A 24,707-nucleotide genomic window follows, 5' to 3' on the forward strand; every position below is an offset into this window, starting at 1 on the left:
CATAATCAGGGGATGCCGAATGGCGGCACCTTATCTCATCGTCAAAATCTCAGGCGCAAACAGATTGATACAGATAACTGCCGCGATGCAGAGCAGGACAAATGCCGAGCTGTAAACATCCCGCGCATGAAGCTTGAGCTGCTTCATCCGGGTACGCCCCTCCCCGCCCCGGTAACAGCGGCACTCCATCGCGAGCGCAAGCTCGTCCGCACGTCGGAAGGCAGAGACAAAAAGCGGAATCAGAATCGGGATCAGCGCTTTGGCGCGCTGGACCAGCCCACCGGACTCGAGGTCCGCACCGCGGGCCTTCTGTGCCGACATGATCTTGTCGGTCTCCTCAATCAGGGTGGGGATGAACCGCAGGGCAATCGTCATCATCATGGCCAGCTCATGCACCGGCAGCTTGAACCGTTTGAGCGGCGAACAGAGCCGTTCGATTCCATCGGTGAGGGCGATTGGCGAGGTGGTATAGGTCAGCAGGGAGGTGCCTGCGATCAGGCAGATGATCCGTACGCTCATTACGACCGCGGTTGTGACCCCCTGCACAGTGATCCGCAGAATCCACCACTGGAAGATCACATCCCCTTCGATGAAGAGCATGTTCAGAACCGAGGTGAACAGGATAATTGGGATCACCGGACGCAGGCTTTTCAGGATCATAACCGGCGGGATTTTGGAAAGCCCGTAGGCGAACACCAGAAACAGGATGCCCACCGAAAGCCCGATCGGGTTGGTCGCGGCAAACAGGACAACGATGTAACCGAGGGTCAGCAGGATTTTTACCCGCGGATCGAGCTTGTGGATCGGGGAACTGCCTGGAAAATACTGTCCGATAGTGATATCTTTAAGCACCGGTTTTTCCCCCCTTCGCGAGCAGCGAAAGCAGCTCCTGCTTTGCGTAGTCCATGGTGTAGACGCTCTCGCTCACCGGGAACCCCTGCGCGCGGAGCCTGCCGAAAATCCGGGTGATCTGCGGCACCGAAAGCCCGATCCGGGTGATCTCTTCCGCGCGGGAAAAGACGGTCGCTACGTCGTCATACATCGCGACCCCCGACCGGTTGAGCACCAGCACCTTGTTCGCATATCTGGCGATGTCCTCCATGCTGTGCGAAACCAGAAGAATCGTGTTCCTGCGCTGGCGGTGGTACGCCTTAATCATCCCAAGGATCTGCTCCCGGCCTTTCGGGTCCAGCCCTGCGGTCGGCTCGTCCAGGATCAGGATATCCGGTCCCATCGCAAGGACCCCCGCAATCGCTACCCGCCGTTTCTGCCCGCCTGAAAGCTCAAACGGGGATTTTTCCATATGGTGCGGCTTCAGCCCGACCGCAATCGCCGCCTCTCTCACCCGCTGTTCAACCTCGGCGGGGGAAAGGCCCATATTTGTCGGGCCAAACGCGATGTCCTTATAGACCGTCTCCTCGAAGAGCTGGTATTCCGGATACTGGAACACCAGCCCCACCTTGAACCGGTAGGCGCGGCGGTCGGTGCCGTCCGCCCAGAGGTCGGTGCCGTTGATGAAGATTCTCCCCGAGGTGGGTTTGAGCAGGCCGTTGAAATGCTGGATCAGGGTGCTTTTGCCCGAACCGGTATGCCCGATCACCCCGACAAACTCCCCCTGCTCGATCTCGAGGTTGATATCCTGGATCGCCGCCTTTTCAAACGGGGTGTTGGGGGAATAAACATAGGTCAGATTTTCGGCCTTGATCGCATTCATCCCGCCACCTCCAAAAGCTGCGCAATCGCCTGCGCGCATTCGTCCTCGTAAAGGATGCCCTCCGGCAGGTCGTAGCCCGCCTTGCGCAGCTCATAACAAAGCTCGGTCGCCTGCGGGACATCCAGCCCGACCCGTTTCAGCTCCTTCACATGCGAAAAAACCGCGCGCGGGTTGTCGTCCAGCAGGACTTGTCCATCGTTCATTACGACTACCCGGTCGGCCTCAGCGGCTTCCTCCATATAATGGGTAATGAGAACGGCGGTAATCCCGTGTTCCCGGTTGAGCCGCTTGAGGGTGGACATAACCTCCCGGCGGCCCTTTGGGTCAAGCATCGCGGTCGGCTCATCGAGCAGGATGCAGCGCGGACGCATCGCGATGATCCCCGCAATCGCGATCCGCTGCTTCTGCCCGCCCGAAAGCTGATGCGGGGCATGGGCTTTATACTCGGTCATACCCACATCCGCGAGCGCCTCGTCCACCCTGCGCCGGATTTCGGACGGCTCGACCCCCATATTTTCCGGGCCGAACGCCACGTCCTCCTCTACAATGGTAGCTACAATCTGGTTGTCGGGGTTTTGAAATACCATGCCGACCTGCTGCCGGATCTCGTAGAGCCTGTCCTCCTCGCGGGTATCAATGCCGCAGACGGTCACTGTACCCTCATTCGGGACAAGGATCGCGTTGAGATGCTTGGCAAACGTGCTCTTTCCCGAGCCGTTATGCCCAAGTACCGCAACAAATTCTCCCTCACGGATGGTGAGGCTCACGCCCCGCAGCACAACATTCAGTTCATTGTTCTCTTTGGGGTACCCGAAGGAAACCCCGTTTGCGGTGATGATGTCTCCCATATACTGTTATCCCTTTTCTGTAAAAATCATGACAAAACGTTTCGTCTGCTTTTGCGCCGGTCCAAAAACCGGCGCTTCGCGTCAGTCAGCTTCTGCACTGCGAGCCATCAGCGAAGCGCTTCAAATGCATTCGTCGCAGGCGGCTCCTGGCGCGGGATACTCATCCTAAGAAGTGCATGTCCGGGTGGATCGCCGCTCCCCGGGCGGCAGGAGGGCGCTTTTGCAGGAGAAAAAACGCCCTTACAAAGACACACTGTTTTTCATCCAGACCGCCGTAGAGCCGCAGGGCAAAACCAATCCGGATTTTTTGACCGGCAGGCCGATTTCGTCGGCTGTGACAGTGCCGCCATGCATAGCTCCGACCGTCACTGAGAGGATATACTGCATGACCGACGGGGAAAGCCCGGTGGTGTACGAGTTCAGCAGAAAGAACCGCGCATCCTCTGAAAGTACCTGCGCACAGGTGCGTACAAGCTCATAGACGCTGTCCTCCAGCTTCCAGACCTCGCCGCCCGGGCCGCGCCCATAGCTGGGCGGGTCCATGACAACCCCGTCGTACCGCACCCCGCGCCGGATCTCCCGCTCGACAAACTTTTTGCAGTCGTCAACGATCCACCGGACCGGCCGTTCCGAAAGCCCCGACAGCGCGGCATTCTCCCGCGCCCACTGGACCATCCCTTTGCTCGCGTCCACGTGGCAGACCCTGGCGCCCGCTGCCGCGCAGGCAAGGGTTGCGCCGCCGGTGTAGGCGAACAGGTTCAGGATGTTGAGCTGCCGTCCCGCCGCGCGGATCAGCCCGGACATCAGGTCCCAGTTGACCGCCTGTTCCGGGAACAGGCCGGTGTGCTTGAACCCGGTCGGGCGGATGCGGAACCGCAGCTCCCGATAGGGGATTTCCCATTCGCTCTGGGGGAGCGAGCGCACGCTCCAGCTCCCGCCCCCTTCGCTTGAACGGTTATACCGCGCGTTTGCCTTTTCCCAAGCACTGTCCCGCGGGGTGTTCCAGATCACCTGCGGGTCAGGCCGCACCAATGTGACCTGGCCCCATCGCTCGAGCTTTTCGCCTGCGCTGGCGTCGAGCACTTCAAATGCGCTCCATCCGGTCGCTGCCCTCATGACGTCCTCCCTTTTCCCTTCTGTCTCATCCCTGGATCACACTGGCGATCCGCTGCGCCATCCGTTCGATCTCTTTGATGTCCTGCCCCTCAATCATAATCCGGATCAGCGGCTCGGTCCCTGACGGGCGCACCAGGATTCGGCCATTCCCTCCGAGCTTCTCCTCCTCCTGCCGGATCGCCTCCTGTACCGACTGATCCTGCTCGAGCGATGCCTTCATCTCCGGAGTGGCGTGGATATTGAGCAGGGTCTGGGGGTAGGTCTCCATCAGGGATGCGGCTTCGGACAGCTTCTGCCCCGACTTCTTGAGCAATCCCGCCAGCTGTAAGCCGGAAAGCTGGCCGTCGCCGGTGGTCATGAAATCGCGGAAGATGATGTGGCCCGACTGCTCCCCGCCGATACAGAAGCCCTCGTTGAGCATCGTCTCAAGCACATACCGGTCACCGACTTTGGTCGCCCGCATCTCGATCCCATGCTTCTCTGCGAACTTGAACAGGCCGAGATTGCTCATCACCGTTGCGACCAGGGTGTTATTTTTCAGTCTGCCCTGCTCCTTGAGGTGGTATGCGAACAGCGCGAGCAGCTTGTCGCCATCTACCAGTGCGCCGTTCTCGTCCACCGCCAGGCACCGGTCGGCATCCCCGTCGAACGCCAGCCCGAGGTCGTAGCTGCCCATCCGCACTTTGCGCGACAGCTCTTCAATATGGGTCGAACCACAGTGCCAGTTGATGTTCAGCCCGTCCGGCTCGGCGCAGAAGATGGTGCATTCGGCCCCCAGCCCTTCAAACAGCTTTTTCGCAGTGACGCTTGCGCTGCCGTTGGAACAGTCGATCGCCAGCCGCATCCCCGAAAGCCCGCCCGGGAGGGTGGTTTTCAGGTAATCCACATAATCGTCCGCCGCCCGCGCCGCGAACGAGATCGTCCCGATCTCGCTTGCGGACTTGATGCTGTACGGACGCTCCCCGTCAAGAACGATCCGTTCGATCTCCTCTTCCTGTTCGTCACGCAGCTTAAAGCCCGCGCCGCTGAAGAGTTTAATGCCGTTGTATTCATAGGGATTGTGGCTCGCAGAGAGCATCACGCCCGCCTGTGCGCCGTACCGGGTTACAAGATAGGCGACCGCCGGGGTTGGCACTACGCCGATCTGGATGACATTTGCGCCTGCGCTGCAAAGCCCTGCCGAGATCGCCGCTTCGAGCATATCCGAAGAAATCCGGGTGTCTTTGCCGACCAGGAAGGTCGGCTGGCGGCCGGTCTCCTTCTCTACAACCATGCCCGCCGCACGCCCGATATTGGTTGCAAGCCCGATCGAGAGGTCCCCATTTGCGATCCCACGCACCCCATCCGTTCCAAAAATTCTTCCCATACGGTATTCCCCCATCCTATGTAATTCAATCCAGAGCCAACTGTTCCCCGCCCATCCCCTGCGGCGGGCGGATGCCCATATGCTGATAGGCCAGAAGGGTGGCACAGCGCCCGCGCGGGGTCCGCGAAAGGAAGCCCAGCTGCATCAGGAACGGTTCCACCACATCTTCGATTGTCACCGCCTCTTCTCCGCAGGCTGCCGCGAGCGTTTCCAGTCCAACCGGCCCTCCAGCATAGTTTTTGATGATCGTTTCCAGAATCCGGCGGTCCGCGCTGTCAAGCCCCAGCCGGTCGATCTCGAGCCGGTCGAGCGCGACCGATGCGATCTCCCGGGTGATCCGGCCATCCCCCATCACCTGTGCGAAATCCCGTACCCGCTTGAGCAGGCGGTTGGCGATGCGGGGCGTCCCCCGGCTGCGCCGCGCCAGCTCAAATGCGCCGTCCTCCTCGCAGTCGATCCCAAGGATCGAGGCGCTGCGGCGGACAATCGTGCAGAGCTGTTCGTTGGTGTAAAGCTCGAGCCGCTGGATCACACCGAACCGGTCGCGCAGCGGGGAGGTGAGCTGCCCGGCGCGGGTCGTCGCACCGATCAGGGTGAAGTGCGGCAGGTCGATCCGGATCGAGCGCGCCGACGGGCCTTTCCCGATGATGATATCCAGCGCAAAATCCTCCATCGCCGGGTAGAGAACCTCCTCCACCGCGCGGGACAGCCGGTGGATTTCATCTATAAACAGTATATCCTTTGGCGCAAGATTTGTGAGTAATGCGGCCAAATCCCCCGGTTTTTCGATCGCCGGGCCGCTGGTAATGCGGATATTGACGTTCATCTCGTTGGCGATGATCCCCGAAAGGGTGGTCTTGCCGAGGCCCGGCGGGCCATAAAGCAGCACATGGTCGAGCGGTTCCCCGCGTCCTTTGGCCGCCTGGATAAAAACCCCCATATTTTCCTTGACCTTCTCCTGGCCAATGTAGTCATCAAGGACGCGGGGACGCAGAGAAACCTCCACCTCGGTGTCCTCCGGGACGTAATCGGGCGCCATGATCCGGTTTTCAAAATCCATCTCATTGTCAAACATCGTTCTTTCGTCCCTTTCTCAAGCGGTTCACAGCCTCGCGACCTTTTTCAGCGCCTGCCGGATCAGCTCATCCACCGGCAGGTCTGCGGCAAGCCCCGCCAGCGCTTCCGCAGCCTGTGACTGGCTGTATCCGAGCGTACAGAGCGCGGCTGCCGCCTCGTTCATACCCGAGCCATCCGCGCCGATCTGCACCGCCGCCTCTCCAACCCCCGACGCAAGCTCCGCCTTTGAAATTTTATCCTTCAGCTCGAGGATCAGGCGCTGTGCGAGTTTGACGCCAACACCCGGTGCGCGGGTCAGGCTTTTGGCATCCCCCGACGCGATACAGAGCGCCAGCCGGTCAGGGGTCATATCCGAAAGGATCGCCAGCGCAGATTTCGGCCCAACCCCCGAAACGCCGATCAGCTTTTTAAACGCATCCAGCTCGTTCATCGAATAAAATCCGAACAGGTCGAGCGCGTCCTCCCGCACATTCAGATGGGTATAAAGCGTGACCCGTTCCCCCGCGGGCGGCAGGCAGGAAAGGGTGGTCAGGGATGTCATACAGCGATAGCCCACCCCGCCGCATTCCACAACAGCGAGATAGGCTTCGGTATGGATCAGTTTTCCGGTCAGACTATAAAACATGGTTACCCCCTATTTGAGCAGACGGAGCAGTGAACCGCTGCAATGCCCATGGCAGATTGCAAGCGCGAGTGCGTCAGCGGTATCGTCCGGACGCGGCACCTTTTCGAGCCCGAGCAGCTGACGAGTCATCTCCATCACCTGCTGTTTTTCCGCGCGGCCATAGCCGACCACGCTCTGCTTGACCTGCATCGGTGTATATTCGCAGACCGGCACCCCATGCTGCTGGGCCGCCAGGAGGATTACCCCCCGCGCCTGCGCGACATCAATACCGGTCGTCTTGTTGTTGGTAAAAAAGAGCTGCTCAATTGAAAGTACATCGGGGCTTGACCGGTCGAGCAGCGCGGTCATGTCCTGATAAATCATCTCGAGACGCGCCGGAAATCCCATCCCGGCGGGCGTGGTGATCGCCCCGAACCGCACCGGAGAAAACCGGCCGCGCAGATAGCGCACCACTCCATATCCTACGATCGCATAGCCGGGGTCAATTCCAAGGATGACCATAGTTTCCTCCTGGGAGCTGTCTGAAAAATCGAAATCACAGTATTCTCCCAATCGAAAATACTGTTTGCTGCGTCAGAAATACCCGAGATACATTACATAATGTGTTCCCACGCTTTTTTCTTGCAGCTGCTCACTTTATTATAGAGCGTCCATCCATTTCCCTGATTTCAGACAAGCCCTAATGCTTCAAAAGTTCTCGGATACGATCGCCATTGTGCCGCAGCCGAGGATCAATTTGGCTAAATCGGACATTGGAACGGAAGCGGACGGCTGCCCGCGGATCGTTCTGGCCATAGCCATGATAGAATAGCTGGTTCGCAGCTATTCAGCCACATCCGCGGAGCGGTTTGGCTGAATCGGCCATCCGAACGGAAGCGGGCGACTGCCCGCGGATCGTTCTGGCCATAAGTAATGATATAATAGCTGGTTCGCAGCTATTCAGCCACATCCGCGGAGCGGTTTGGCTGAATCGGCCATCCGAACGGAAGCGGGCGACTGCCCGCGGATCGTTCTGGCCATAGCCATGATAGAATAGCTGGTTCGCAGCTATTCAGCCACATCCGCGGAGCGGTTTGGCTGAATCGGCCATCCGAACGGAAGCGGGCGACTGCCCGCGGATCGTTCTGGCCATAAGTAATGATATAATAGCTGGTTCGCAGCTATTATATCATATTCCGCTTTGGTTGAACAACCCTTTTCTTCTCCATTTTGCCGGGATTCACAGGGCAATATTTGACAGATTTGCATAAAAAGTGCCCTTTTCCCGGGGCACTTTTCCGATCTATAAAATTTTTTTAAAATTTTTTGTATTTTCCTCTTGATTTTTCCGGACAAGTGTTATATAATAACAAACGTCGTCAGCGAGACAGATACAAAAAATAAGGACGGTTAGCTCAGCTGGTAGAGCACCTGCTTGACGTGCAGGGGGTCAGCGGTTCGAACCCGTTACCGTCCACCAGGGGTGCTGTTCGGGCAATAGTCCGGGCGGCATTTTTTTGTTGTCTAAAAAAACTCTGCATGGGGCCAACGCATGGATGTCTGTTGTACCGCTTTTAAGGGAGCGCCCCACCCGGTCAGCGGCGGGGCGCCGCCTCCCGTTCAACCTCGCTGCTTTTATAAAGTGGATCGGGAATGACATTGACTTTCCATCTCTCAATAATTGGAGAGGCCGCTGAGAGACTCGTCCTGTTCCACCCACGCTTCGTTGACATCATACACTCGATAAGCGTCCCGCGTGTCCCGCACCACCACCGTGGATATCCCCGCGTTGATAATCAGGCGTGCACACATCGAACAGGGGCTGGCGTTCTGGACATAGCTGCCGTCGCTGACCTCCCTGCCGACCAGATAAAGGGTGGCTCCAAGCATATCCACGCGGGAAGCGTGGATGATCGCGTTCATCTCGGCGTGCACCGACCGGCAGAGTTCATACCGCTGCCCCCGCGGGATATTGAGCTTTTCACGGGTGCAATAACCAAGATCAGAGCAGTTTTCGCGCCCACGGGGTGCACCGACATAGCCAGTCGAAACGATCTGGTCATTTTTTACGATGATCGCCCCAAAATTGCGGCGCAGGCAGGTGCCGCGCTCGGCCACTGTTTCGGCAATATCAAGATAATAGTTTGCTTTATCACGTCTTGTCATATAGAACACTTCCTTTATATTATCAATCTCTGAAAATGGAGCGGACTGTTTTAAGGCCGCTCCAAGAGGACCTGCGTTCCGCAAAGCCGCTGTATCCGGACAAGGCTTGCGACTTTGTCCTGGATGCATTATAATAGAACCAGCCAATCTTGGTGAATTTTACAAGAAGCCGCAGCAGATGCTGCGACAGAGGAGTTTTATGGAGCAGCTTTCCAACATCGGCGTGATCCGGGATGTGCTGTCCCGACACGGGTTTACCTTTTCCAAATCACTGGGACAGAACTTCCTGATCAACCCGGCGGTCTGCCCGCGGATGGCCGAACTGGGCGGAGCCGGCCCCGGAGTCGGGATGCTTGAGATTGGCGCAGGAATCGGGGTGCTTACCGCCGAGCTGGCCAAACGGGCGGATAAGGTGGTCTGCGTCGAGATCGATACCCGGCTGCTGCCAGTGCTGGACGAGACCCTTGCCGGCTATGACAACATTGAGATCGTCAACGCTGATGTGATGCAGGTCGACCTTTCCGCCCTGATTGCCGAAAAATTTGCAGGGATGCAAGTGGCGGTCTGCGCCAACCTTCCCTACTACATCACCTCTCCGGTTATCATGCGCCTGCTTGAACAGCGGCTTCCCATCCGGTCGATCACCGTTATGGTGCAGAAAGAGGCGGCCCAGCGGCTTTGCGCCCGGCCCGGCACGCGGGAGGTCGGTGCAGTCAGTATTGCAGTGCGGTACTACAGCGAGCCAAAGCTGCTGTTCCAGGTGTCCCGCGGTTCGTTCCTGCCCGCTCCTGATGTGGATTCGGCAGTGATCCGGCTGGATGTGCTGCCCAACCCGGCGGTGGACGCACCACCCGAAGCATTTTTCCGGGTGGTCAGAGCAGCGTTCTCTATGCGCAGAAAAACACTGCTGAACTGCCTTTCGGGCGGGCTTGGCATTCCCAAGGCCGAGGCGGACAGCCTGCTCATACGGGCAGGGGTCCCATCCAGCGCGCGGGCAGAACAGCTTGATCTGGAGCAGTTCGCGTCGATCGCGCGCAGTCTTCTTTGAGCAGGATTTCCGGCGATGGATGCAAACCCGCAGCTTCCGGCCAGCGGGAAAGGGGCTATTTTGCTTTTCCGGATAGGCCGGATGCTTCCTCATCCGCGTAATAGGCATTGATCTGGTAGCAGAGTGTCATTAGGCTGTCCCCGAGGTGGACATTCTCCACCACTGCCCCTTCAAAGTTGAGGGTCAGGTCGTAATGGGAGAAATTCCAGAAACAGTTGACGCCCAGCGCCATCAGTTCTTTTGCGCAGTCATAGGCGACCTCTTTGGGGATGCACAGGATTGCAGCGCGCGGGCGGTGGGCTTCGCAAAAAGCGGAAAGCCCGGCTACATCCTGAACCACCAGCCCATTGAGCGCCTGCCCGATGATCTGGGGGTTGACGTCAAATATCCCTTCGAGCCGGAACCCACTCGATTCGAAATGCATATGCTTTGCGATTGTGCGCCCAAGGTTGCCCGCGCCCAGCAGGATTGTGCCGTTCAGCTTGTTCAGCCCCATGATGTTGGCGATCTCCTTATGGAGCGCCGCTACATTATAACCGTATCCCTGCTGACCGAATCCGCCAAAGCAGTTCAAATCCTGCCGGATTTGCGACGCGGTGAGCTGCATGAGCTGCGCAAGTTCACGGGAAGAGATGCGGGTCACATCTTTTTTCAAAAGATCACCCAAAAATCGGTAATATCTGGGAAGACGTCTTACCACCGAGCGGGAAACCCCTTCATTTTTTGGCATAAGACCACAACCTTTACTAAAAAATCAAATAGCAGGTAAAAACCTGTAGAAAATCTGTACAATATGATAATATTATAACAGGTTACGGGAATTGTCAAATAAAAAGCAACCGTGTGCTTTTGGGATAAATGAGAAAAATAAGCGAAAAAATTCTGTCCAAAATTTATGCATGATATGGTAATTCTGATTCAAATATAGTAAAATAGGGATAGAGGATAGGAGGTGAAGCAAGAATGGATCCGGAGAAAGAGACTCAGGTGTTGGAGCCGGAACTGGATGAACAGGATCAGGAGACGCAGGAAAGCCGCAAACAGGCCAGCGCCAATGACGGAGACAAAACACAGACCCTGCTCTACCGCCTCTGGCTGAAGAGCCAGCAGAAGCGAAAGCCGAAACCCGGGCGGGATGGAGCGGAAAAGTCCGGCGAAGACGAGCCGGACGAGGAGGACGCCTCCGAACCCACATTCGCGCAGCAGGCTTCGGTCATCAGCGATGCGAAACAAACTGCATGGCTGGAGGACAGTACCGGGGATGGCATTCTGGACCTCTGGCAGCAGTGGGTGCTGACCTATAGAATACAAGGGCAGACATATGACCCGTTTTCCGAGATCGAGCCTGCGGAACAATCCGAAAGTCCAGAAGGCAGCGAAGGGGATGCCGCATCGGAAGAAGCCGGACAATCCGATCGCCTTCCGGAAAGCTCGAAAGAGAATGAGCGGGACCATATGATGACCGAGCTTCAGCAGGCTGCACAGGTACGCCGGGCGCATAAACAGCTCGACGAAGGGGAATCCAATAAAAATGCCCTGCTTTATTTCTGGCTGTCCAAGGATGTCATGACCGTCTGGATGTTTGCATTCCCTCCGCTCAACGGTGGGATGGAAATGACCGTAGATGCGGTCGATGCGCGGTTGGAAAGCATGGGCGTCAACTTTGGAATCAACCGTGACCTCATCCTTCAGGCAGTATCCAAGCGGATGTATTTCAAACTGCTTCCGATCGCGAAAGGCCAGCCTCCGGTTGACGGAATCGACGGCAGGCTGGAAAACTGCCGGGAGATGACGGTCAAGCTCGAAGAGGAAGCCGATGAGGAACAGAACGTCTACCATAGCATCAACCAGATTACCCGCGTTGTAAAGGGGACGCCGCTTTTCCGGGCGATCCCCCCGGTAGAGATGCAGATGGGGATCAATGTGCAGGGAGGCCCGGTGCGCGGGAAGACCGCGAAACCGGTTATGATGCCCAAAATCCCGAATACGCAGGTCTCATCCGACGGTTCCATGCTCGTCTCGGCGATTGATGGCTATCTCACCTTCGAGAATAACCATTTTTTGGTCAAAACACTGTTGGTCATCAATGGGGATGTTGATTACTCAATGGGCAACCTCGAACATTCAGGGGACATCCTGATCTATGGAGATGTCTGTGAAGGGCTGGTCATCCGTTCCACCGGCTCGGTTGAGGTGCGCGGGATGGTTGAGAGCGCGCAGATTTATGCCAAAAAAAACATCACGCTCGGCAAAGGGATCAACGGGAATCTGACCGGCAGGCTGGAAGCGCAGGGAGATATCCGCAGCAACTTCATCGAGAACTGCGAGGTAATCGCGGCCGGGGACATCTACGCCAGTTCGATCCTCTGGTCGAATGTCTCATGCGGCGGGAGTTTACATGTTACTACCGGGCGCGGCACCATTATTGGAGGCCAGCTTGCGGTCATCCGCAATGTCGAGGCCAAACTGATTGGCAACGGTTCTAACCGGTACACCAAATTTGTGATTGGGAGCACCCCTCAGATCGTTGAAAAGCAGCGGGATCTGGAACAGCAGGTTGCAGACATTCAGAAGCGGCTGCGGGAGGTGCTGAAGGATCTCGAATTTCTCAAACGCCAGAAATCTTTGGATGAGGACCGTACCAGAATTCTGGGAAAGCTCCGTCTGGAAAAGCCGTTGCTGCAAATGAAGGAGCGGCAAAAGCTCAGTGAGCTTGGGGAGGTCTGCGAGATCATCCACAACTCGAACAAAGGGAGGATCCGCTGCGATGTGCTCTATTCAGGAACCAGCATCTCGATCGGTTCAGCAAGCATAGTTGTAACCTCTACCTACTATAAATGCAACATTTATTATTGGGAGGACGAGGTCGTGATCGGCACCTGTTGACCTGGCTAAAAGGGCTGAAAACAGTGGGTTTTTCTGCAAAATCGGCTAAATCAGGCGGTTAATGTATGTTAGCCGCCTGATTGTTGGTTTTTGAGCAAAATCCGTTTGCAATCGCGGATTTCTGTGGTATAATAGCTGCAAAACAGCTATTATACCAAAACGATGGCCAGGACGATACGCAGGCACAGCCTGCTCCCGTCCTGATGGCCAATGATACCACATCGCTTCGCAATTGTGGCATCATAGCTGCAAAACAGCTATGATACCAAAACGATGGCCAGGACGATACGCAGGCACAGCCTGCTCCCGTCCTGATGGCCAATGATACCACATCGCTTCGCAATTGTGGCATCATAGCTGCAAAACAGCTATGATACCAAAACGATGGCCAGGGCGATACGCAGGCATAGCCTGCTCCCGTCCTGATGGCCAATGATACCACATTGCTTCGCAATTGTGGCATCATAGCTGCAAAACAGCTATGATACCAAAACGATGGCCAGGACGATACGCAGGCACAGCCTGCTCCCGTCCTGATGGCCAATGATACCACATCGCTTCGCAATTGTGGCATCATAGCTGCAAAACAGCTATGATACCAAAACGATGGCCAGGGCGGTGCGCGGGCATAACCTGTTCCCGTCCCGGTCAAAACAGCAGGAGGTGTACAGTTTTGAACCCTGACCCAGGAAACGGCCACAGTAGCAGGCTGCAAAAAGAACAGGACCGAGTGTCAAGGGGAACTGCCGCCGAGGGAGCTGCCCCTTGAAGAAAGGGGTTTGCGATGCTGAATTTTTACAAGACAATAGACAACCGCGTTCTGCGGATTGACGCTCCGGAAACGGGGTGCTGGATCTCTGCGGTCAGCCCGACCGAAGGGGAAATCGCGTTTCTGACCGGAGACCTCGGAGTCGAGCCGGATTTCGTGCGTGCCGCGCTCGATGAGGAAGAAAGCTCCCGTATCGAGAGCGAGGAGGGACAGACCCTCGTGATCGTTGACTATCCGTCTGCGGAGGAGCAGGCGGATGAGAACAAGACGATCCTTTATACGACACTTCCAATGGGTATTATCATCACACAGGAATATGTAATCACCGTCTGCCTGCATGAGAATATGACCATCCTTGATCTTGCGGCCGGACGGGTGAAAGGGCTGCAAACCTCGCTGAAAACGCGGTTTCTGCTGCTGACCCTGCTGCGGATTTCCCAGCGGTTCCTGATCTACCTCAAGCAGATTGACAAAATTTCATCGACTACCGAGCAGCGGCTGCACCAGTCGATGAAAAACAAGGAGCTGATCCAGCTTCTGGGGCTGGAAAAATCGCTGGTTTATTTCTCCACCTCGCTGAAAGCAGATGAGATCACCCTTGAAAAGATTCTGCGCGGGCGGATCATTAAGCTCTATGAGGAGGATGAGGACCTGCTCGAGGATGTCCTGATCGAGATCAAACAGGCAATCGAAATGGGGAACATCTATTCCAACATCCTCTCCGGGACAATGGATGCGTTCGCGTCGGTTATCTCAAACAACCTGAACATTGTGATGAAGGTGCTGACCTGTATCACGATTGTTATGGCGATCCCGAATATCGTGTTCAGCTTTTACGGCATGAATGTAACCGGACTCCCATTGGCGGTCTGGTGGTTCCCGATTGTAATTGCGCTCATCGCCAGCGCGATCGTGACGCTCGTGCTGATGAAAAAGGACATGTTCCACTGAACATCAAAATCAGGATAGAAAGCAACGCCGGATGAAATTTCCGGCACAGCCTCTGCCGCGGGCCACCCCCAACGCAGGGGCTGCTGCTTTCCAGGCAGCAAAACGGCTGGCAGGATTCGAGGATGGGAAAAAATCCTTCAAAGCGGCAATTCTGCCCTGCAAATCCCTTGCCAAACCTTGTAAATGGGTGCATAATATGACTGTAAGATCAACTGAAATTTTGCCGGGCATCCCCCAGGCCCGGTAAGGAGATGGAGGAAACCCTATGTCCAAGAAATTGATCCGACAGGCAGCGCTCGATCTTTCCCAGGCGATGTGTGGACGCGAGTTCCTGCAGCGGCTCTCGATAACCAAAAAGGCGATGACCGCCCTAATGCACGATGCCGACTGGCCCACCCTGCTGGGACAGATTCTGCCGATCCAGGAACGCTTGAACTGCGGGAAGGTTGCCAGCCTTGTTGTCGATCTGCTGAACCGGCTCTCCCCGGAGCCGGAGGAAGGATGGCTCGAGTTTACCTTCCTGTTTGCCCGCAACCTGATGTTTCCGGATGCGGAATTTGCTGCGCGTGCCAAAAAACACAACGACGGCGCCCGCTTCCTGCTTCAGCTTTTGCAGGTGCTTTTTGCCTACGAAAAACAGGCCCTGCCGTTTGACTGTCTGTACGATTTCCGGTTTGTCCCCGAGGAGGATCTCACCGGATGCGACCATGCACAGGATTACCGGCGCCTGTTGAAAATCTTCCGGGAGGAGTATGTCTATGAGCTTCTGCGGATCGCCCGGGAGGTGACCCCGTTCTGCCTGATGGAACATGTGGTCGGGGTGCACCATGTCGCCATGACAGTTGCCTATGGGCTGCATGAGGCGGGCATACCGGTAGACCTTGCACTGGTCTCGGGCGCTGCTGCGGGGCACGATCTCGGGAAATTTGGCTGCAAGCCGGGGGAGCGGGTACCCTATCTGCACTACTATTACACCGACCGCTGGTTCCTTGCGCATGACATCCCCACGATCGGCCATATCGCCGCCAACCATTCGACCTGGGACCTCGAGATCGAAAACCTGTCGGCCGAATCTCTGGCGCTGATCTATGCAGACTTCCGGGTCAAGCAGAGCCGGGACAGCGAAGGCCGGGAGATCACGACGATCTATGATCTGGATGCTTCCTTCCAGGTAATTCTGGACAAACTGGACAATGTGGACGAGGCCAAGCGCCGCCGTTATCGGTTTGTCTATGACAAGCTGCACGACTTTGAAAACTATCTGCGCCAGCTGGGGGTGGACTTTGACCTAGCCGGCCGGCCGCTCTCGCCGCCTCCCCAGAAAAACGTCTCGCTGATGGATGCGGACGAGACGATCGACAAGCTGGTACTGCTTTCGGTTGAGCACAACCTGGGCCTGATGCACAACCTGAGCAGCAACCGTCAGTTTGGCAACATCCTCGAAGCGGCCCGCAGCGAGAAAAACTGGGAACGCCTGCGCGCCTATCTGGATATCTTCGAAGAGTATTCCACCTATCTCAGCCCTCACCAGAAAACGCAGGCGCTCTCCTTCCTGTACGAACTGCTCATGCACCGCGAGGGGGATATCCGGCGTCAGGCCGCAGGGCTGATGGGCATGATTATCGCACAGTTCCGGATGGGGTATCGAAAGGAGCTTCCCAAGGATGCAGTGATCGACCCCACGGAACAGACCCCATTCAGCCTCTGGGAAAAATACCTTGAAATGCTGATCTTCCCCGACCACAAGATCACTGCCCAGCAAAAAAGCCGGATCGGCTATACGGTCAAGATTATTGTCGGGTCCGCGCTGGACACCTGCCGGGAGGATGACGCACCGGTCTTTCTGGGGCGGTTTACCCGGTATTACAACAATCCGGAGCGGTACGATGACGGGTCCGCCTTTGCGCTGCTCGATACCATGCTTTATCTTCCGCATACCCTTTGCAGCCCGGAACTGATCGAACGGCTGATCGCATTTGCAGGCTATTTCCTCAAGCTGGATGGGGAAATCCGCCTGGCCTCTGCGGCAATGCGGTTCCTCACCCAGCTTGCGTCGGCGCTCGACCGGGAACATCCCTGCATAGGAATGCTCGGGGAGATGATCAGCGGGCTGGACTGCCAGCAGAATATACCGATGCTGTTTTTGCAGTATAAGGCCCTGCAAAGCCTCGGCCTCGGCACCAGTATGCAGGAGGAGGTCCTTTACAGCCAGGATGTGTTCAGTGACATCTATCTGGACAACCTCAAGGCGGCCACCCCCTGGATTATCAAGTCGATCAACATCGAGGTGCTGCTCGACCAGCTCACCCACGGACAGCGGGAACATATCCTGCACATTGCGACCCACCTTTCCAACCTGATCAAAGTCAGTGAATGGGTGGTTGTCCGGCATGACGCCGGCTCCGCGCTGCTCCGGGTCATGCCGCTGCTCTCGCTCGACCAGCGCAACGAGATCGCGGTCGAGCTTGCCAAGGGGCTGGAGGTCGGCGAATACGAGTTCTCGAAGTACATCCCCAACTATCTGGGCGAACTGGCGCTCTATCTGCATCCTAAGGAGCTGGATGAACTGATCGTCCGGCTGGAGGAACTGCTCGGCAGCTCGAACGACTGGATTGTTGCGGTCTCGCTCAATACGCTGGGCGTCCTGCTCGAGCACTACCCGGTTTATCAGGAGCGGTTTGTACAGAGCGAGCATACCTTCGAAGCACGCCGCCAGCACTTACTTGGACTGCTGCTCGACGGGCTTGCCAACTATCGTGAGTCGGTGCGTCAGGAAGCGCTGCTGGTCATCGGCAAGTCGATCTTCGGCACATCCAACCTTTCCCCCGAGGAAAAAACCAACCTGTTCTCCCACTGCTATAAAAAGCTGGTCTTTCTGATTACCGAGAACCCGGGCGGCGGTCTGGCATTCTTCTATCGTGCAGCCGCCCTTTCTCACATCTACCGGTTTATTGCACTCCACCGGATCGACTACGGCAGCTTTCACTTCGAGCAGCGGCAGAAAGTCGCCTTCTTCCCCGGGACCTTCGACCCGTTCACCCTCTCACATAAGGGAATCGTGCGGGCGATCCGCGACCTCGGGTTCGAGGTCTACCTCGCGATAGACGAGTTTTCCTGGTCCAAAAAGACCCAGCCCCACCTGATCCGGCGGCAGATTGTCAGCATGTCGGTTGCCGACGAGCTGCATGTCCAGCTGTTCCCGGATGATGTGCCGGTCAACATCGCCAACCCCGCTGACCTGCGCCGCCTGCGCGGGATGTTCCCCAGCAAGGAGCTTTATATTGTGGTCGGCAGCGACGTGGTGCGCAACGCCTCCTCCTATCGTGCGGCTCCGTCTGCGGATTCGATCCATTCGATGAACCATATCGTGTTCCGGCGGATCAGCGGCGAGGAGGGCGACGAGGGAGAGCATGACCGCGCGGCGCTCTCGCTCATCACCGGCAAGGTGGTCGAGCTGACCCTGCCGCCCCATCTGGAGGACATCAGTTCGACCCGTATCCGTGAAAACATCGACCTCAACCGCGACATCTCCAACCTGATCGACCCGGCAGTACAGGAGTTCATCTACCAGAACAGCCTCTATCTGCGTGAACCGCAGTATAAGCCGGTGATCCATACCGATGAGATTCTGTTCCAGCGAGAGGATGAGCCACAGCCCGAACTGCTGGCCGAACTGGAGCGCTCGGTTCTGGCCGACCGGGCAGGGGTTGAGCATATCTGCCAGAGCATCTCAGAGAATGGGGATACCTTGATCCTGCTCCGGCATCTCGGCAAGCGCAGGCAGATCATCGGGTATGCCAGCCTGCGGCAGATCACCAGTTCCGATCTGTTTTTCTCCTTGCACCGCGATGATTACGCGGATTATGTCCGCCGCCGCGCCTCTGGGAAGATTCTGCTGCTCACCGGCATCTATACCCAGATTACCGAAACTGCCTACGACCTGCCCCAGCTCCTGCTCACCGAGGCGCTCGCAACCTCGCTTGCGGAGGGCTGCACTTATGCGGTCTTTTCCTCCTACGGAAGCGGTTCGCCTTCGTTCATCCATGAGATGCTCGAACGGCAGGGATTTGTCTGTGCACCATGTTCGGACAAGGCGCCAAGCCCACTTTATGTGGTCGATATGCGTGCGCCGCTTGTCCTGATCCAGAACCTTGAAACCACCATCAAAGAGCCGTTCCGCTCCAACCGGCGGGTGCTGGACGCCATCAAGGCCGCGCACTACCGGCTCCAGCTCGCCACCACCCAGATTCAACCGGGCAGTCTGGTGCTCTCCCTCTCGGCGGACATGATCCACCACCGGATGGTCGACAAGATTACCGCACTCAACGGGGTTTCAAATACCCAGACCTTCCCCCGCAGGCTCGGAAAGAATATGTGTGTGCCGTTCGGCAAGATTCTGCGCGGTACGGTAGTGCCAAATACGGTCACGAAAACGCTCCATACCGATAAGGTCTACACCCCCGATATCATAGACAACTGCATCGAAGCATTCCCCTACTATTCCCCGATCGAGAGCCAGGTCCGGACGATCAAATCCTTCAACCGTCCGGTGATCCTGGTCGACAGCCTGCTGCACGAAGGATACCGGATGCAGGCGCTCGACCCGCTCTTTATCAAGGAGGATATCCGCATCAGGATGCTGATGGTGGGGGTGCTCTCGGGCCGCGGGCGTGATTTGATGGCGATGCGCAACCGTCCGGTTGACTGCATCTACTATGTGCCGAATCTGAAATACTGGTTCGTGGAATCCACCCTCTACCCGTTTATCGGCGGTGACACCGTCCGGCGGGAAAATATGCCGGTTGCAGGGCTGCTTCCGTCGGTCAACCGGATTCTGCCCTACTCGACCCCGTTCTTTGTCTCCGACTGCTCCCATCTGGCGGCGTTCGAGTTTTCCCGTTGCTGCATTGAGAATTCGCGGGACATCCTAATGGTGCTCGAGTCGGAATACCGCGAACAGTTCGGGCGCAACCTTACCTTGAACCGGCTTTCCGAGGCGGTCATTCTGCCGCTCTGCCCGGACAAAGGCGCCTGTATGGCCTATGACCCCAACCTTTCGGCATCGGTCTATCTCGAAAACGACCTCGAAATGCTGATGCGTACCCGCAAGCTGATGATCTGAAGAGCTGCCTTGTATCCCAAACCCTTCGGTGATTTTTTGAAAGGCTGCGGGATCGAAAGGTGGAACATTTTCATAAAGGAGCGTATATTAACTATGTTTTATTACAAAATGGACGGACATCTGCTTTGCAGTGCACGTCATGATCTGCCGTTTCCCGCTGTAGAACCGCCTGCGGATGCACCCAAAGCGGTTTTCCTGTTTGAGGCTGACCCGCAGTCCTGCCGCGCTTCGTTCTCGGTTGGGCATCCGGGACAGCTCGCCCAGCCGGAGGGCATCCGCTGGCTGGATGCCTCCCGCCTGCCGGACGGCGACCCGGACCCGCTGCTCGGACGCCTGATTCAGGAGGGCAGGCTGCGTGCGGTCAACTACCGGCACCCACAGTGGGAGTCACTCATCTCCTGCACGCCGGACAAACGGAAAAAACGGGTCAATATCCTTGCGATTGGGGATGTGGGAAGCACCCTTTTAACCGGACTGAAGCTGCTCGGGCAGGATGTGATCTCCTCGATCGGCATCTGCGACCTTTCGGAAAAGACAACTGCCCGCTGGGAATTTGAGATGAACCAGATTTCTCTGCCTTGGGCTTACGACGCGATGCCCGAAGTTGAAGTGATCCCCCCGGACCGGCTGTTCGACTGTGACCTGTTTGTATTTGTCGCATCCAAGGGGATTCCTCCGGTCGGATCAGGGGTCAAGGATGTGCGGATGGCGCAGTTCGAGACCAACTCGAAGATCGTCGCCCATTACGCCAAGCTGGCCCGGGAGCAGAAATTCAAAGGGCTGTGGGCCGCAGTGAGTGACCCGGTAGACCCGCTCGCCAAAACCGCCTACCTCGCCAGCAACCAGAACGAGGCCGGGGAGTTTGACGGTCAGGGCCTGCGCCCTGAACAGATCCAGGGGTTTGGCTTGGGTGTGATGAACGCCCGCGCCGCCTATTTCGCCAAGCGCGACCCGCGGTTCGCCAGTTTCCTTACCGAAGGACGGTCGTTCGGCCCACACGGTCAGGAGCTCGTGGTGGCGAATTCGCTTGCGCATTACGACGATGCACTCTCGCAGGAGCTGACTCACTTGGTTGTCACCGCCAATCTCAAGATGCGGGAGATCGGCTTCAAACCGTATGTGGCGCCCGCGCTCTCCTCCGGGGCGCTCTCCCTGCTGCTGATGCTGCGCGGCGAGTGGCATTGCGGGTCGGTCTTTTTGGGCGGCATTTTTATGGGCGTCAAAAACCGCTATACGGCCACAGGTCTGGAAACCGAGCTGCTTCCTTCGATTCCTGACCCACTGTTCGCGCGGATTCAGTATGCGGCGGACCATCTTGCAACGGTGATTTAACGGGGAGGCGTTTCGGAATGAACCAGCCTCTGGTGCTGATCCGCCCGAGATGCGAACATCCGGAAACCGCCCGCCGCCTTTCCGAAGTGTTGGCTTATGCGCTCGAAGGGTCTGCCGTATCGACGATCGAGACAGCCGCTGCGCTTCATCCACTGAAGGGGAAAAAGATTCTGTTTGCGGTTATGGTGGGGGAAACCGGCATCAATCTCGAATACTTTGCCATGCTGCAATGGATGCGGGAGCATCCCGGATGTCTGGAGGGGTCGGTTGGCGGCGTCCTGGTGGACGGCGCAAGCGAGCTTTACACCAAATCCATCGGGAGCGAGCTGGTATTTACCGCCAACCTTGCGGGCTGTACCTTCCCGGGACGGCCGCTGGTCGAAGGGACCGGCTCGCTTGGCAATTTCACCATCCTTGCCCGCACGATGGAAACCGACCGGTTTGGTGCCTATCTGCGGTCGGCGCGGGAGCTGGTCGAGCGGGTCTGCGGCTTCAGCCAGCCGCGGTTTGAACGTCCAAAGCTGCTTGCAGTACACGCCTCTAGTCACAAGACATCCAATACCCTCGCGCTCTGGCGCCGGGTTCGGGAACAGATTGGTGACCGGTGCGAAATCAGCGAGTTCAACCTGCGTAACGGGGAAATTTCCGACTGCTCCGGTTGCCCCTATACCATGTGCCTGCATTTTGGCGAGCAGGGTGGATGTTTTTACGGCGGCGTGATGGTGGATGAGGTCTTTCCCGCCATCCGGCAGGCCAATGCATTGGTCATGCTCTGTCCTAACTATAACGACGCGCTTTCCGCCAACCTCACCGCATTTATCAACCGGCTGACAGCTTTGTTCCGTCAGGTGCGGTTCTACGACAAAGCGCTTTTTGCGATCGCAGTTTCCGGGTATTCGGGCAACGATATCATTGCCAAGCAGTTGATCTGTGCGCTTAACATGAACAAGACCTTCTATCTGCCTGCCCGTTTTTCGATGCTGGAAACTGCCAACAATGCCGGGGATGCCTGTAAACTTCCCGGCATCGACCAGCGGATCGCATGTTTTTCCCAGCAGCTTGCTGCATTTTGCGATCAATGACCGAATCGTTCCGCATTATATGCGCAGCAAAGGCTCTGCCACATGTCCCGCCGAATCTGGCTTCCTCTGGGCATCCTTATTGCAAAAACAAAAGAGGCGCGTCCCTGACTTTGAGCAGGGACGCGCCTTTTTGACTGCTGCGATTAAGCCGCAGATGTCATTTTTTTAGAAGCGAGATATTGAGGGACCAAAATCAGTGCGATGACCGCAAGACCGATGATGTCGGTAGCAAGACCCGGATAGATCAGGCAAAGTCCGCCGGCCGCGGAAATCAACCGCTGCCACATCGGCATATCCTTAAAGACGAAACCTTCCAGGCCAGCAGCAACTGCAAAGATACCGATCAACGAAGTAACAATGATCTGGATAACACCAATCGCGTTGGTATCAATGAACAGCATCGCCGGATTGAGCGCGAAGATGTACGGGACGATAAACGCTGCAATCGCCAGTCGGGAAGCATTGATACCGGTTTTCATCGGATTGGAGCGTGCGATTGCGGAACCAGCATAAGCTGCCAACGCAACCGGCGGGGTGATATCTGCAACGATACCGAAGTAGAACACAAACATATGTGCCGAGATCGGGTTGATGCCCATACCGGTGACAAGGATCGGTGCGCAGGTGGTCGCCATGATGATATAGTTTGCGGTAGTCGGAACACCCATGCCCAGAACAATACAGGTGAGCATCGTCAGGAAGAGCGCAATGATCTTCACATCGCCTGCGACCGAAACGATCGCTGTAATCAGGATCTGGCCCAGACCAGTCATCGTGACGACGCCCGCGATAATGCCCGCGATGCCGCACGCAACCGCAACCGAAAGGGTGCTCTTGCCGCCGCTCTCCAACGCATCCACAAAACCGGACGGGGTCATACGGGTATCCTTGTTAATCATGCTGACCGCGATTGCAACCAGCGTCGCGATGACCGCTGCGCGGGACATGGTGAATCCCTTCATAACCATCCCGATGAGGATAATCAGCGGAAGCAGCAGATACCCCTTCTGGAGGAACAGCTTGCCGAACTTCGGCAGGGTTTCCTTATCCAGACCCTTCAGGCCGAGCTTTTTCGCCTCGAGGTGAACCATCATAAAGATACCCGCAAAGTAAAGGAACGCAGGGAGGATCGCCTTGACCGCGATCGTACCGTACTGAACACCAACCATTTCCGCCATCAGGAACGCTGCCGCGCCCATGATCGGCGGCATGATCTGTCCTCCCGTTGAGGAAGCCGCTTCAACAGCACCCGCGAATTCCCCGCGGTAACCGGTCTTTTTCATCAGCGGGATGGTCACGCTACCGGTCGTAACCGTGTTCGCAACCGAGCTGCCGGAAACCATGCCGCAGAGGGCGCTCGAGATAACCGCAACCTTTGCCGGGCCGCCAGTCGAAGCGCCTGCGATCGAGTTTGCCGCCTGAATGAAGAACTCGGAAATACCGGTGGCCTCGAGGAATGCACCAAAGATGATGAACAGAACGATATAAGTCGAGCAGACGCCGATCGGAGTACCGATGACACCACCGGTGGTATAATAGAGATTGTAGATAACGGTTTTGAGTGTTTTACCTGACGCAAACGCGTAGATTACAAAGCAGCTTGCAACAATCAAAATCGGGATACCGACAACACGGCGGCAGGCTTCCACCAGCACCAGAATACCAATCACACCAATTAGAATCTCCATTTGAGAGATACGGGTGGCGTGTTTGATGATGGTGTCAAAGTTAAAGACATAGTAGAAAAAGCTTCCACCACCGAGCACCGCAAGAAGAATATCATACCAAGGAATATAGTTGCGTCTGAGGTTGCCCTTTTTCATCGGGAAAACTGTGAATACCAACAGGATGACAATTCCCACAAACAGAGAACGGCGTACACGTTCATCCCAGTTGGCAAACAGGTTCATATAAACCATCAAAAGTGAAAAGCCAGCAAGCGCATAACGGACAATCTTTTTGGGGACGCCCTCATAAAAACGCACGTTTGACTCGCGGTCAAACTTTTTCATAATCGCGTCTACATCTTCCGCCGTTCCGGTGGAAGCATCCTCCGCCTGAGGCGAAGTGTCCGGCGCTGCAGCGTTGGTTTCCATCTCGTTTTTTTTCTTATCAGAATCAAACAAAGCCGGTCCCTCCTTTGCGCATCTAAAATAAATTCCATTCGCAGGAAAATGCTACGGTGCTGTTTTTGCCGCATAGCTCCCGCAGGCTGATTTCCTGCCCGTTCAGCGTGAGGACGTGATCGGATACCGTCCCCACAATGTAGGAAAGATGCGGCATCTCAAGGTTAAAACCCGAGACGATCATCTCCCCATGTTCGCCATAAGTCAGGGTCTGTCCTTCTAAAATTTCGGTCTGGACGCCAGCGCCAAACCCATAATAAATCGTTTCCACCACATAGATTTTGTGACCACGGATTTCATACACATCGGTCAGCGGGCTTTTATTGACCGAATGGACGAAACCCACCGAAAATCTGTCGCCATCCGATACCCGGTATCGGGAATAGATTCCACCCGTTTTCCCGTCCCGCAGTGTCAGATAATACCCGCTACGGCAGATTGAAAGAAAGACAGCGGCAATAACGATGAGCATTATTGCCGCTGTCACCTTCCTATTTTTT

Annotated in this window: 18 protein-coding genes and 1 tRNA gene; 7 read left to right on the forward strand and 12 right to left on the reverse strand. The window is 56.5% G+C overall.

Translation table 11 applies throughout. The annotated features are described in order from the left end of the window. Window positions 1-30 precede the first annotated feature (30 nt). From D5269_RS05020 to ruvC, 8 genes are all read right to left on the reverse strand, one after another. Window positions 31-852, reverse strand: coding sequence for an energy-coupling factor transporter transmembrane component T (locus D5269_RS05020; RefSeq protein ID WP_120484058.1), 822 nt, complete (start codon window positions 850-852; stop codon window positions 31-33). Next, on the reverse strand, window positions 845-1,714 hold the full coding sequence (locus D5269_RS05025) for an energy-coupling factor transporter ATPase (RefSeq protein ID WP_016316764.1): 870 nt from the start codon (window positions 1,712-1,714) through the stop codon (window positions 845-847). Before D5269_RS05025 ends, D5269_RS05020 begins: the two co-directional genes overlap by 8 nt. Further along, the gene (locus tag D5269_RS05030; protein WP_016316763.1) at window positions 1,711-2,562 is read right to left on the reverse strand and encodes an energy-coupling factor transporter ATPase; all 852 of its coding nucleotides are present in this window, start codon (window positions 2,560-2,562) and stop codon (window positions 1,711-1,713) included. Before D5269_RS05030 ends, D5269_RS05025 begins: the two co-directional genes overlap by 4 nt. Before the next feature lie 240 nt (window positions 2,563-2,802). Then, complete coding sequence (locus D5269_RS05035; protein ID WP_120484059.1) at window positions 2,803-3,678, reverse strand: class I SAM-dependent methyltransferase; 876 nt, start codon at window positions 3,676-3,678, stop codon at window positions 2,803-2,805. A gap of 25 nt (window positions 3,679-3,703) precedes the next feature. Beyond that, window positions 3,704-5,044, reverse strand: coding sequence for a phosphoglucosamine mutase (glmM, locus tag D5269_RS05040; RefSeq protein ID WP_016316761.1), 1,341 nt, complete (start codon window positions 5,042-5,044; stop codon window positions 3,704-3,706). 25 nt (window positions 5,045-5,069) lie between these two features. Then, complete coding sequence (gene ruvB, locus D5269_RS05045; protein WP_016316760.1) at window positions 5,070-6,119, reverse strand: Holliday junction branch migration DNA helicase RuvB; 1,050 nt, start codon at window positions 6,117-6,119, stop codon at window positions 5,070-5,072. Window positions 6,120-6,146: 27 nt separating this feature from the next. After that, complete coding sequence (gene ruvA / locus D5269_RS05050) at window positions 6,147-6,746, reverse strand: Holliday junction branch migration protein RuvA (RefSeq protein ID WP_120484060.1); 600 nt, start codon at window positions 6,744-6,746, stop codon at window positions 6,147-6,149. A 9-nt stretch (window positions 6,747-6,755) separates the two neighbouring features. Beyond that, window positions 6,756-7,247: a crossover junction endodeoxyribonuclease RuvC gene (gene ruvC / locus D5269_RS05055; protein WP_016316758.1), complete on the reverse strand. Its 492-nt coding sequence runs from the start codon at window positions 7,245-7,247 to the stop codon at window positions 6,756-6,758. An 882-nt stretch (window positions 7,248-8,129) separates the two neighbouring features. Between ruvC and D5269_RS05060 the strand changes: the two genes are divergently transcribed. Beyond that, window positions 8,130-8,205 (forward strand) — tRNA-Val (locus D5269_RS05060). Between the two features lie 194 nt (window positions 8,206-8,399). Here the strand turns inward: D5269_RS05060 and D5269_RS05065 are convergent. Continuing rightward, the gene (locus D5269_RS05065) at window positions 8,400-8,891 is read right to left on the reverse strand and encodes a dCMP deaminase family protein (RefSeq protein WP_016316757.1); all 492 of its coding nucleotides are present in this window, start codon (window positions 8,889-8,891) and stop codon (window positions 8,400-8,402) included. A 199-nt stretch (window positions 8,892-9,090) separates the two neighbouring features. Here D5269_RS05065 and rsmA point away from each other — a divergent pair, with 199 nt between their 5' ends. Continuing rightward, window positions 9,091-9,939 (forward strand): 16S rRNA (adenine(1518)-N(6)/adenine(1519)-N(6))-dimethyltransferase RsmA, encoded by an 849-nt coding sequence (rsmA, locus tag D5269_RS05070; protein WP_120484061.1) that lies wholly within the window; start codon window positions 9,091-9,093, stop codon window positions 9,937-9,939. Window positions 9,940-9,994: 55 nt separating this feature from the next. Here rsmA and D5269_RS05075 read toward each other — a convergent pair whose 3' ends face one another. Next, window positions 9,995-10,669, reverse strand: a complete 675-nt coding sequence (locus D5269_RS05075) for a redox-sensing transcriptional repressor Rex (RefSeq protein WP_016316755.1) — start codon at window positions 10,667-10,669, stop codon at window positions 9,995-9,997. A 233-nt stretch (window positions 10,670-10,902) separates the two neighbouring features. Between D5269_RS05075 and D5269_RS05080 the strand changes: the two genes are divergently transcribed. The 5 genes from D5269_RS05080 (at window position 10,903) to D5269_RS05100 (ending at window position 22,081) form a co-directional block, all read left to right on the forward strand. Then, window positions 10,903-12,825 carry a FapA family protein gene (locus tag D5269_RS05080; protein WP_120484062.1) on the forward strand — a complete coding sequence of 641 codons (1,923 nt, stop codon included), beginning with the start codon at window positions 10,903-10,905 and terminating at the stop codon, window positions 12,823-12,825. Window positions 12,826-13,609: 784 nt separating this feature from the next. After that, window positions 13,610-14,545 carry a magnesium transporter CorA family protein gene (locus D5269_RS05085; protein WP_016316753.1) on the forward strand — a complete coding sequence of 312 codons (936 nt, stop codon included), beginning with the start codon at window positions 13,610-13,612 and terminating at the stop codon, window positions 14,543-14,545. A gap of 265 nt (window positions 14,546-14,810) precedes the next feature. Continuing rightward, window positions 14,811-19,667: a cytidyltransferase-related domain protein gene (locus tag D5269_RS05090; RefSeq protein WP_120484064.1), complete on the forward strand. Its 4,857-nt coding sequence runs from the start codon at window positions 14,811-14,813 to the stop codon at window positions 19,665-19,667. A 93-nt stretch (window positions 19,668-19,760) separates the two neighbouring features. Continuing rightward, complete coding sequence (locus tag D5269_RS05095) at window positions 19,761-20,999, forward strand: lactate dehydrogenase (protein WP_120484065.1); 1,239 nt, start codon at window positions 19,761-19,763, stop codon at window positions 20,997-20,999. Window positions 21,000-21,016: 17 nt separating this feature from the next. After that, window positions 21,017-22,081 (forward strand): NAD(P)H-dependent oxidoreductase, encoded by a 1,065-nt coding sequence (locus D5269_RS05100; RefSeq protein WP_120484066.1) that lies wholly within the window; start codon window positions 21,017-21,019, stop codon window positions 22,079-22,081. 143 nt (window positions 22,082-22,224) lie between these two features. Here D5269_RS05100 and D5269_RS05105 read toward each other — a convergent pair whose 3' ends face one another. Both D5269_RS05105 and D5269_RS05110 read right to left on the reverse strand, forming a co-directional pair. Next, complete coding sequence (locus tag D5269_RS05105; protein ID WP_016316749.1) at window positions 22,225-24,207, reverse strand: TRAP transporter permease; 1,983 nt, start codon at window positions 24,205-24,207, stop codon at window positions 22,225-22,227. Between the two features lie 22 nt (window positions 24,208-24,229). Beyond that, window positions 24,230-24,694, reverse strand: a complete 465-nt coding sequence (locus D5269_RS05110) for a DUF1850 domain-containing protein (RefSeq protein WP_147407926.1) — start codon at window positions 24,692-24,694, stop codon at window positions 24,230-24,232. Window positions 24,695-24,707 lie beyond the last annotated feature (13 nt).

This window comes from Anaerotruncus sp. 1XD42-93 (assembly GCF_009917605.1).
In the GTDB taxonomy this organism is placed as follows: domain Bacteria; phylum Bacillota; class Clostridia; order Oscillospirales; family Ruminococcaceae; genus Anaerotruncus.

Coding starts and splice junctions, on each gene's coding strand:
- D5269_RS05025 (WP_016316764.1), bottom strand. CDS start 1,714: ATGAATGCGATCAAGGCCGAAAATCTGACCTATGTTTATTCCCCCAAC.
- D5269_RS05030 (WP_016316763.1), bottom strand. CDS start 2,562: ATGGGAGACATCATCACCGCAAACGGGGTTTCCTTCGGGTACCCCAAA.
- D5269_RS05035 (WP_120484059.1), bottom strand. CDS start 3,678: ATGAGGGCAGCGACCGGATGGAGCGCATTTGAAGTGCTCGACGCCAGC.
- glmM (WP_016316761.1), bottom strand. CDS start 5,044: ATGGGAAGAATTTTTGGAACGGATGGGGTGCGTGGGATCGCAAATGGG.
- ruvB (WP_016316760.1), bottom strand. CDS start 6,119: ATGTTTGACAATGAGATGGATTTTGAAAACCGGATCATGGCGCCCGAT.
- ruvA (WP_120484060.1), bottom strand. CDS start 6,746: ATGTTTTATAGTCTGACCGGAAAACTGATCCATACCGAAGCCTATCTC.
- ruvC (WP_016316758.1), bottom strand. CDS start 7,247: ATGGTCATCCTTGGAATTGACCCCGGCTATGCGATCGTAGGATATGGA.
- D5269_RS05065 (WP_016316757.1), bottom strand. CDS start 8,891: ATGACAAGACGTGATAAAGCAAACTATTATCTTGATATTGCCGAAACA.
- rsmA (WP_120484061.1), top strand. CDS start 9,091: ATGGAGCAGCTTTCCAACATCGGCGTGATCCGGGATGTGCTGTCCCGA.
- D5269_RS05075 (WP_016316755.1), bottom strand. CDS start 10,669: ATGCCAAAAAATGAAGGGGTTTCCCGCTCGGTGGTAAGACGTCTTCCC.
- D5269_RS05080 (WP_120484062.1), top strand. CDS start 10,903: ATGGATCCGGAGAAAGAGACTCAGGTGTTGGAGCCGGAACTGGATGAA.
- D5269_RS05085 (WP_016316753.1), top strand. CDS start 13,610: ATGCTGAATTTTTACAAGACAATAGACAACCGCGTTCTGCGGATTGAC.
- D5269_RS05090 (WP_120484064.1), top strand. CDS start 14,811: ATGTCCAAGAAATTGATCCGACAGGCAGCGCTCGATCTTTCCCAGGCG.
- D5269_RS05095 (WP_120484065.1), top strand. CDS start 19,761: ATGTTTTATTACAAAATGGACGGACATCTGCTTTGCAGTGCACGTCAT.
- D5269_RS05100 (WP_120484066.1), top strand. CDS start 21,017: ATGAACCAGCCTCTGGTGCTGATCCGCCCGAGATGCGAACATCCGGAA.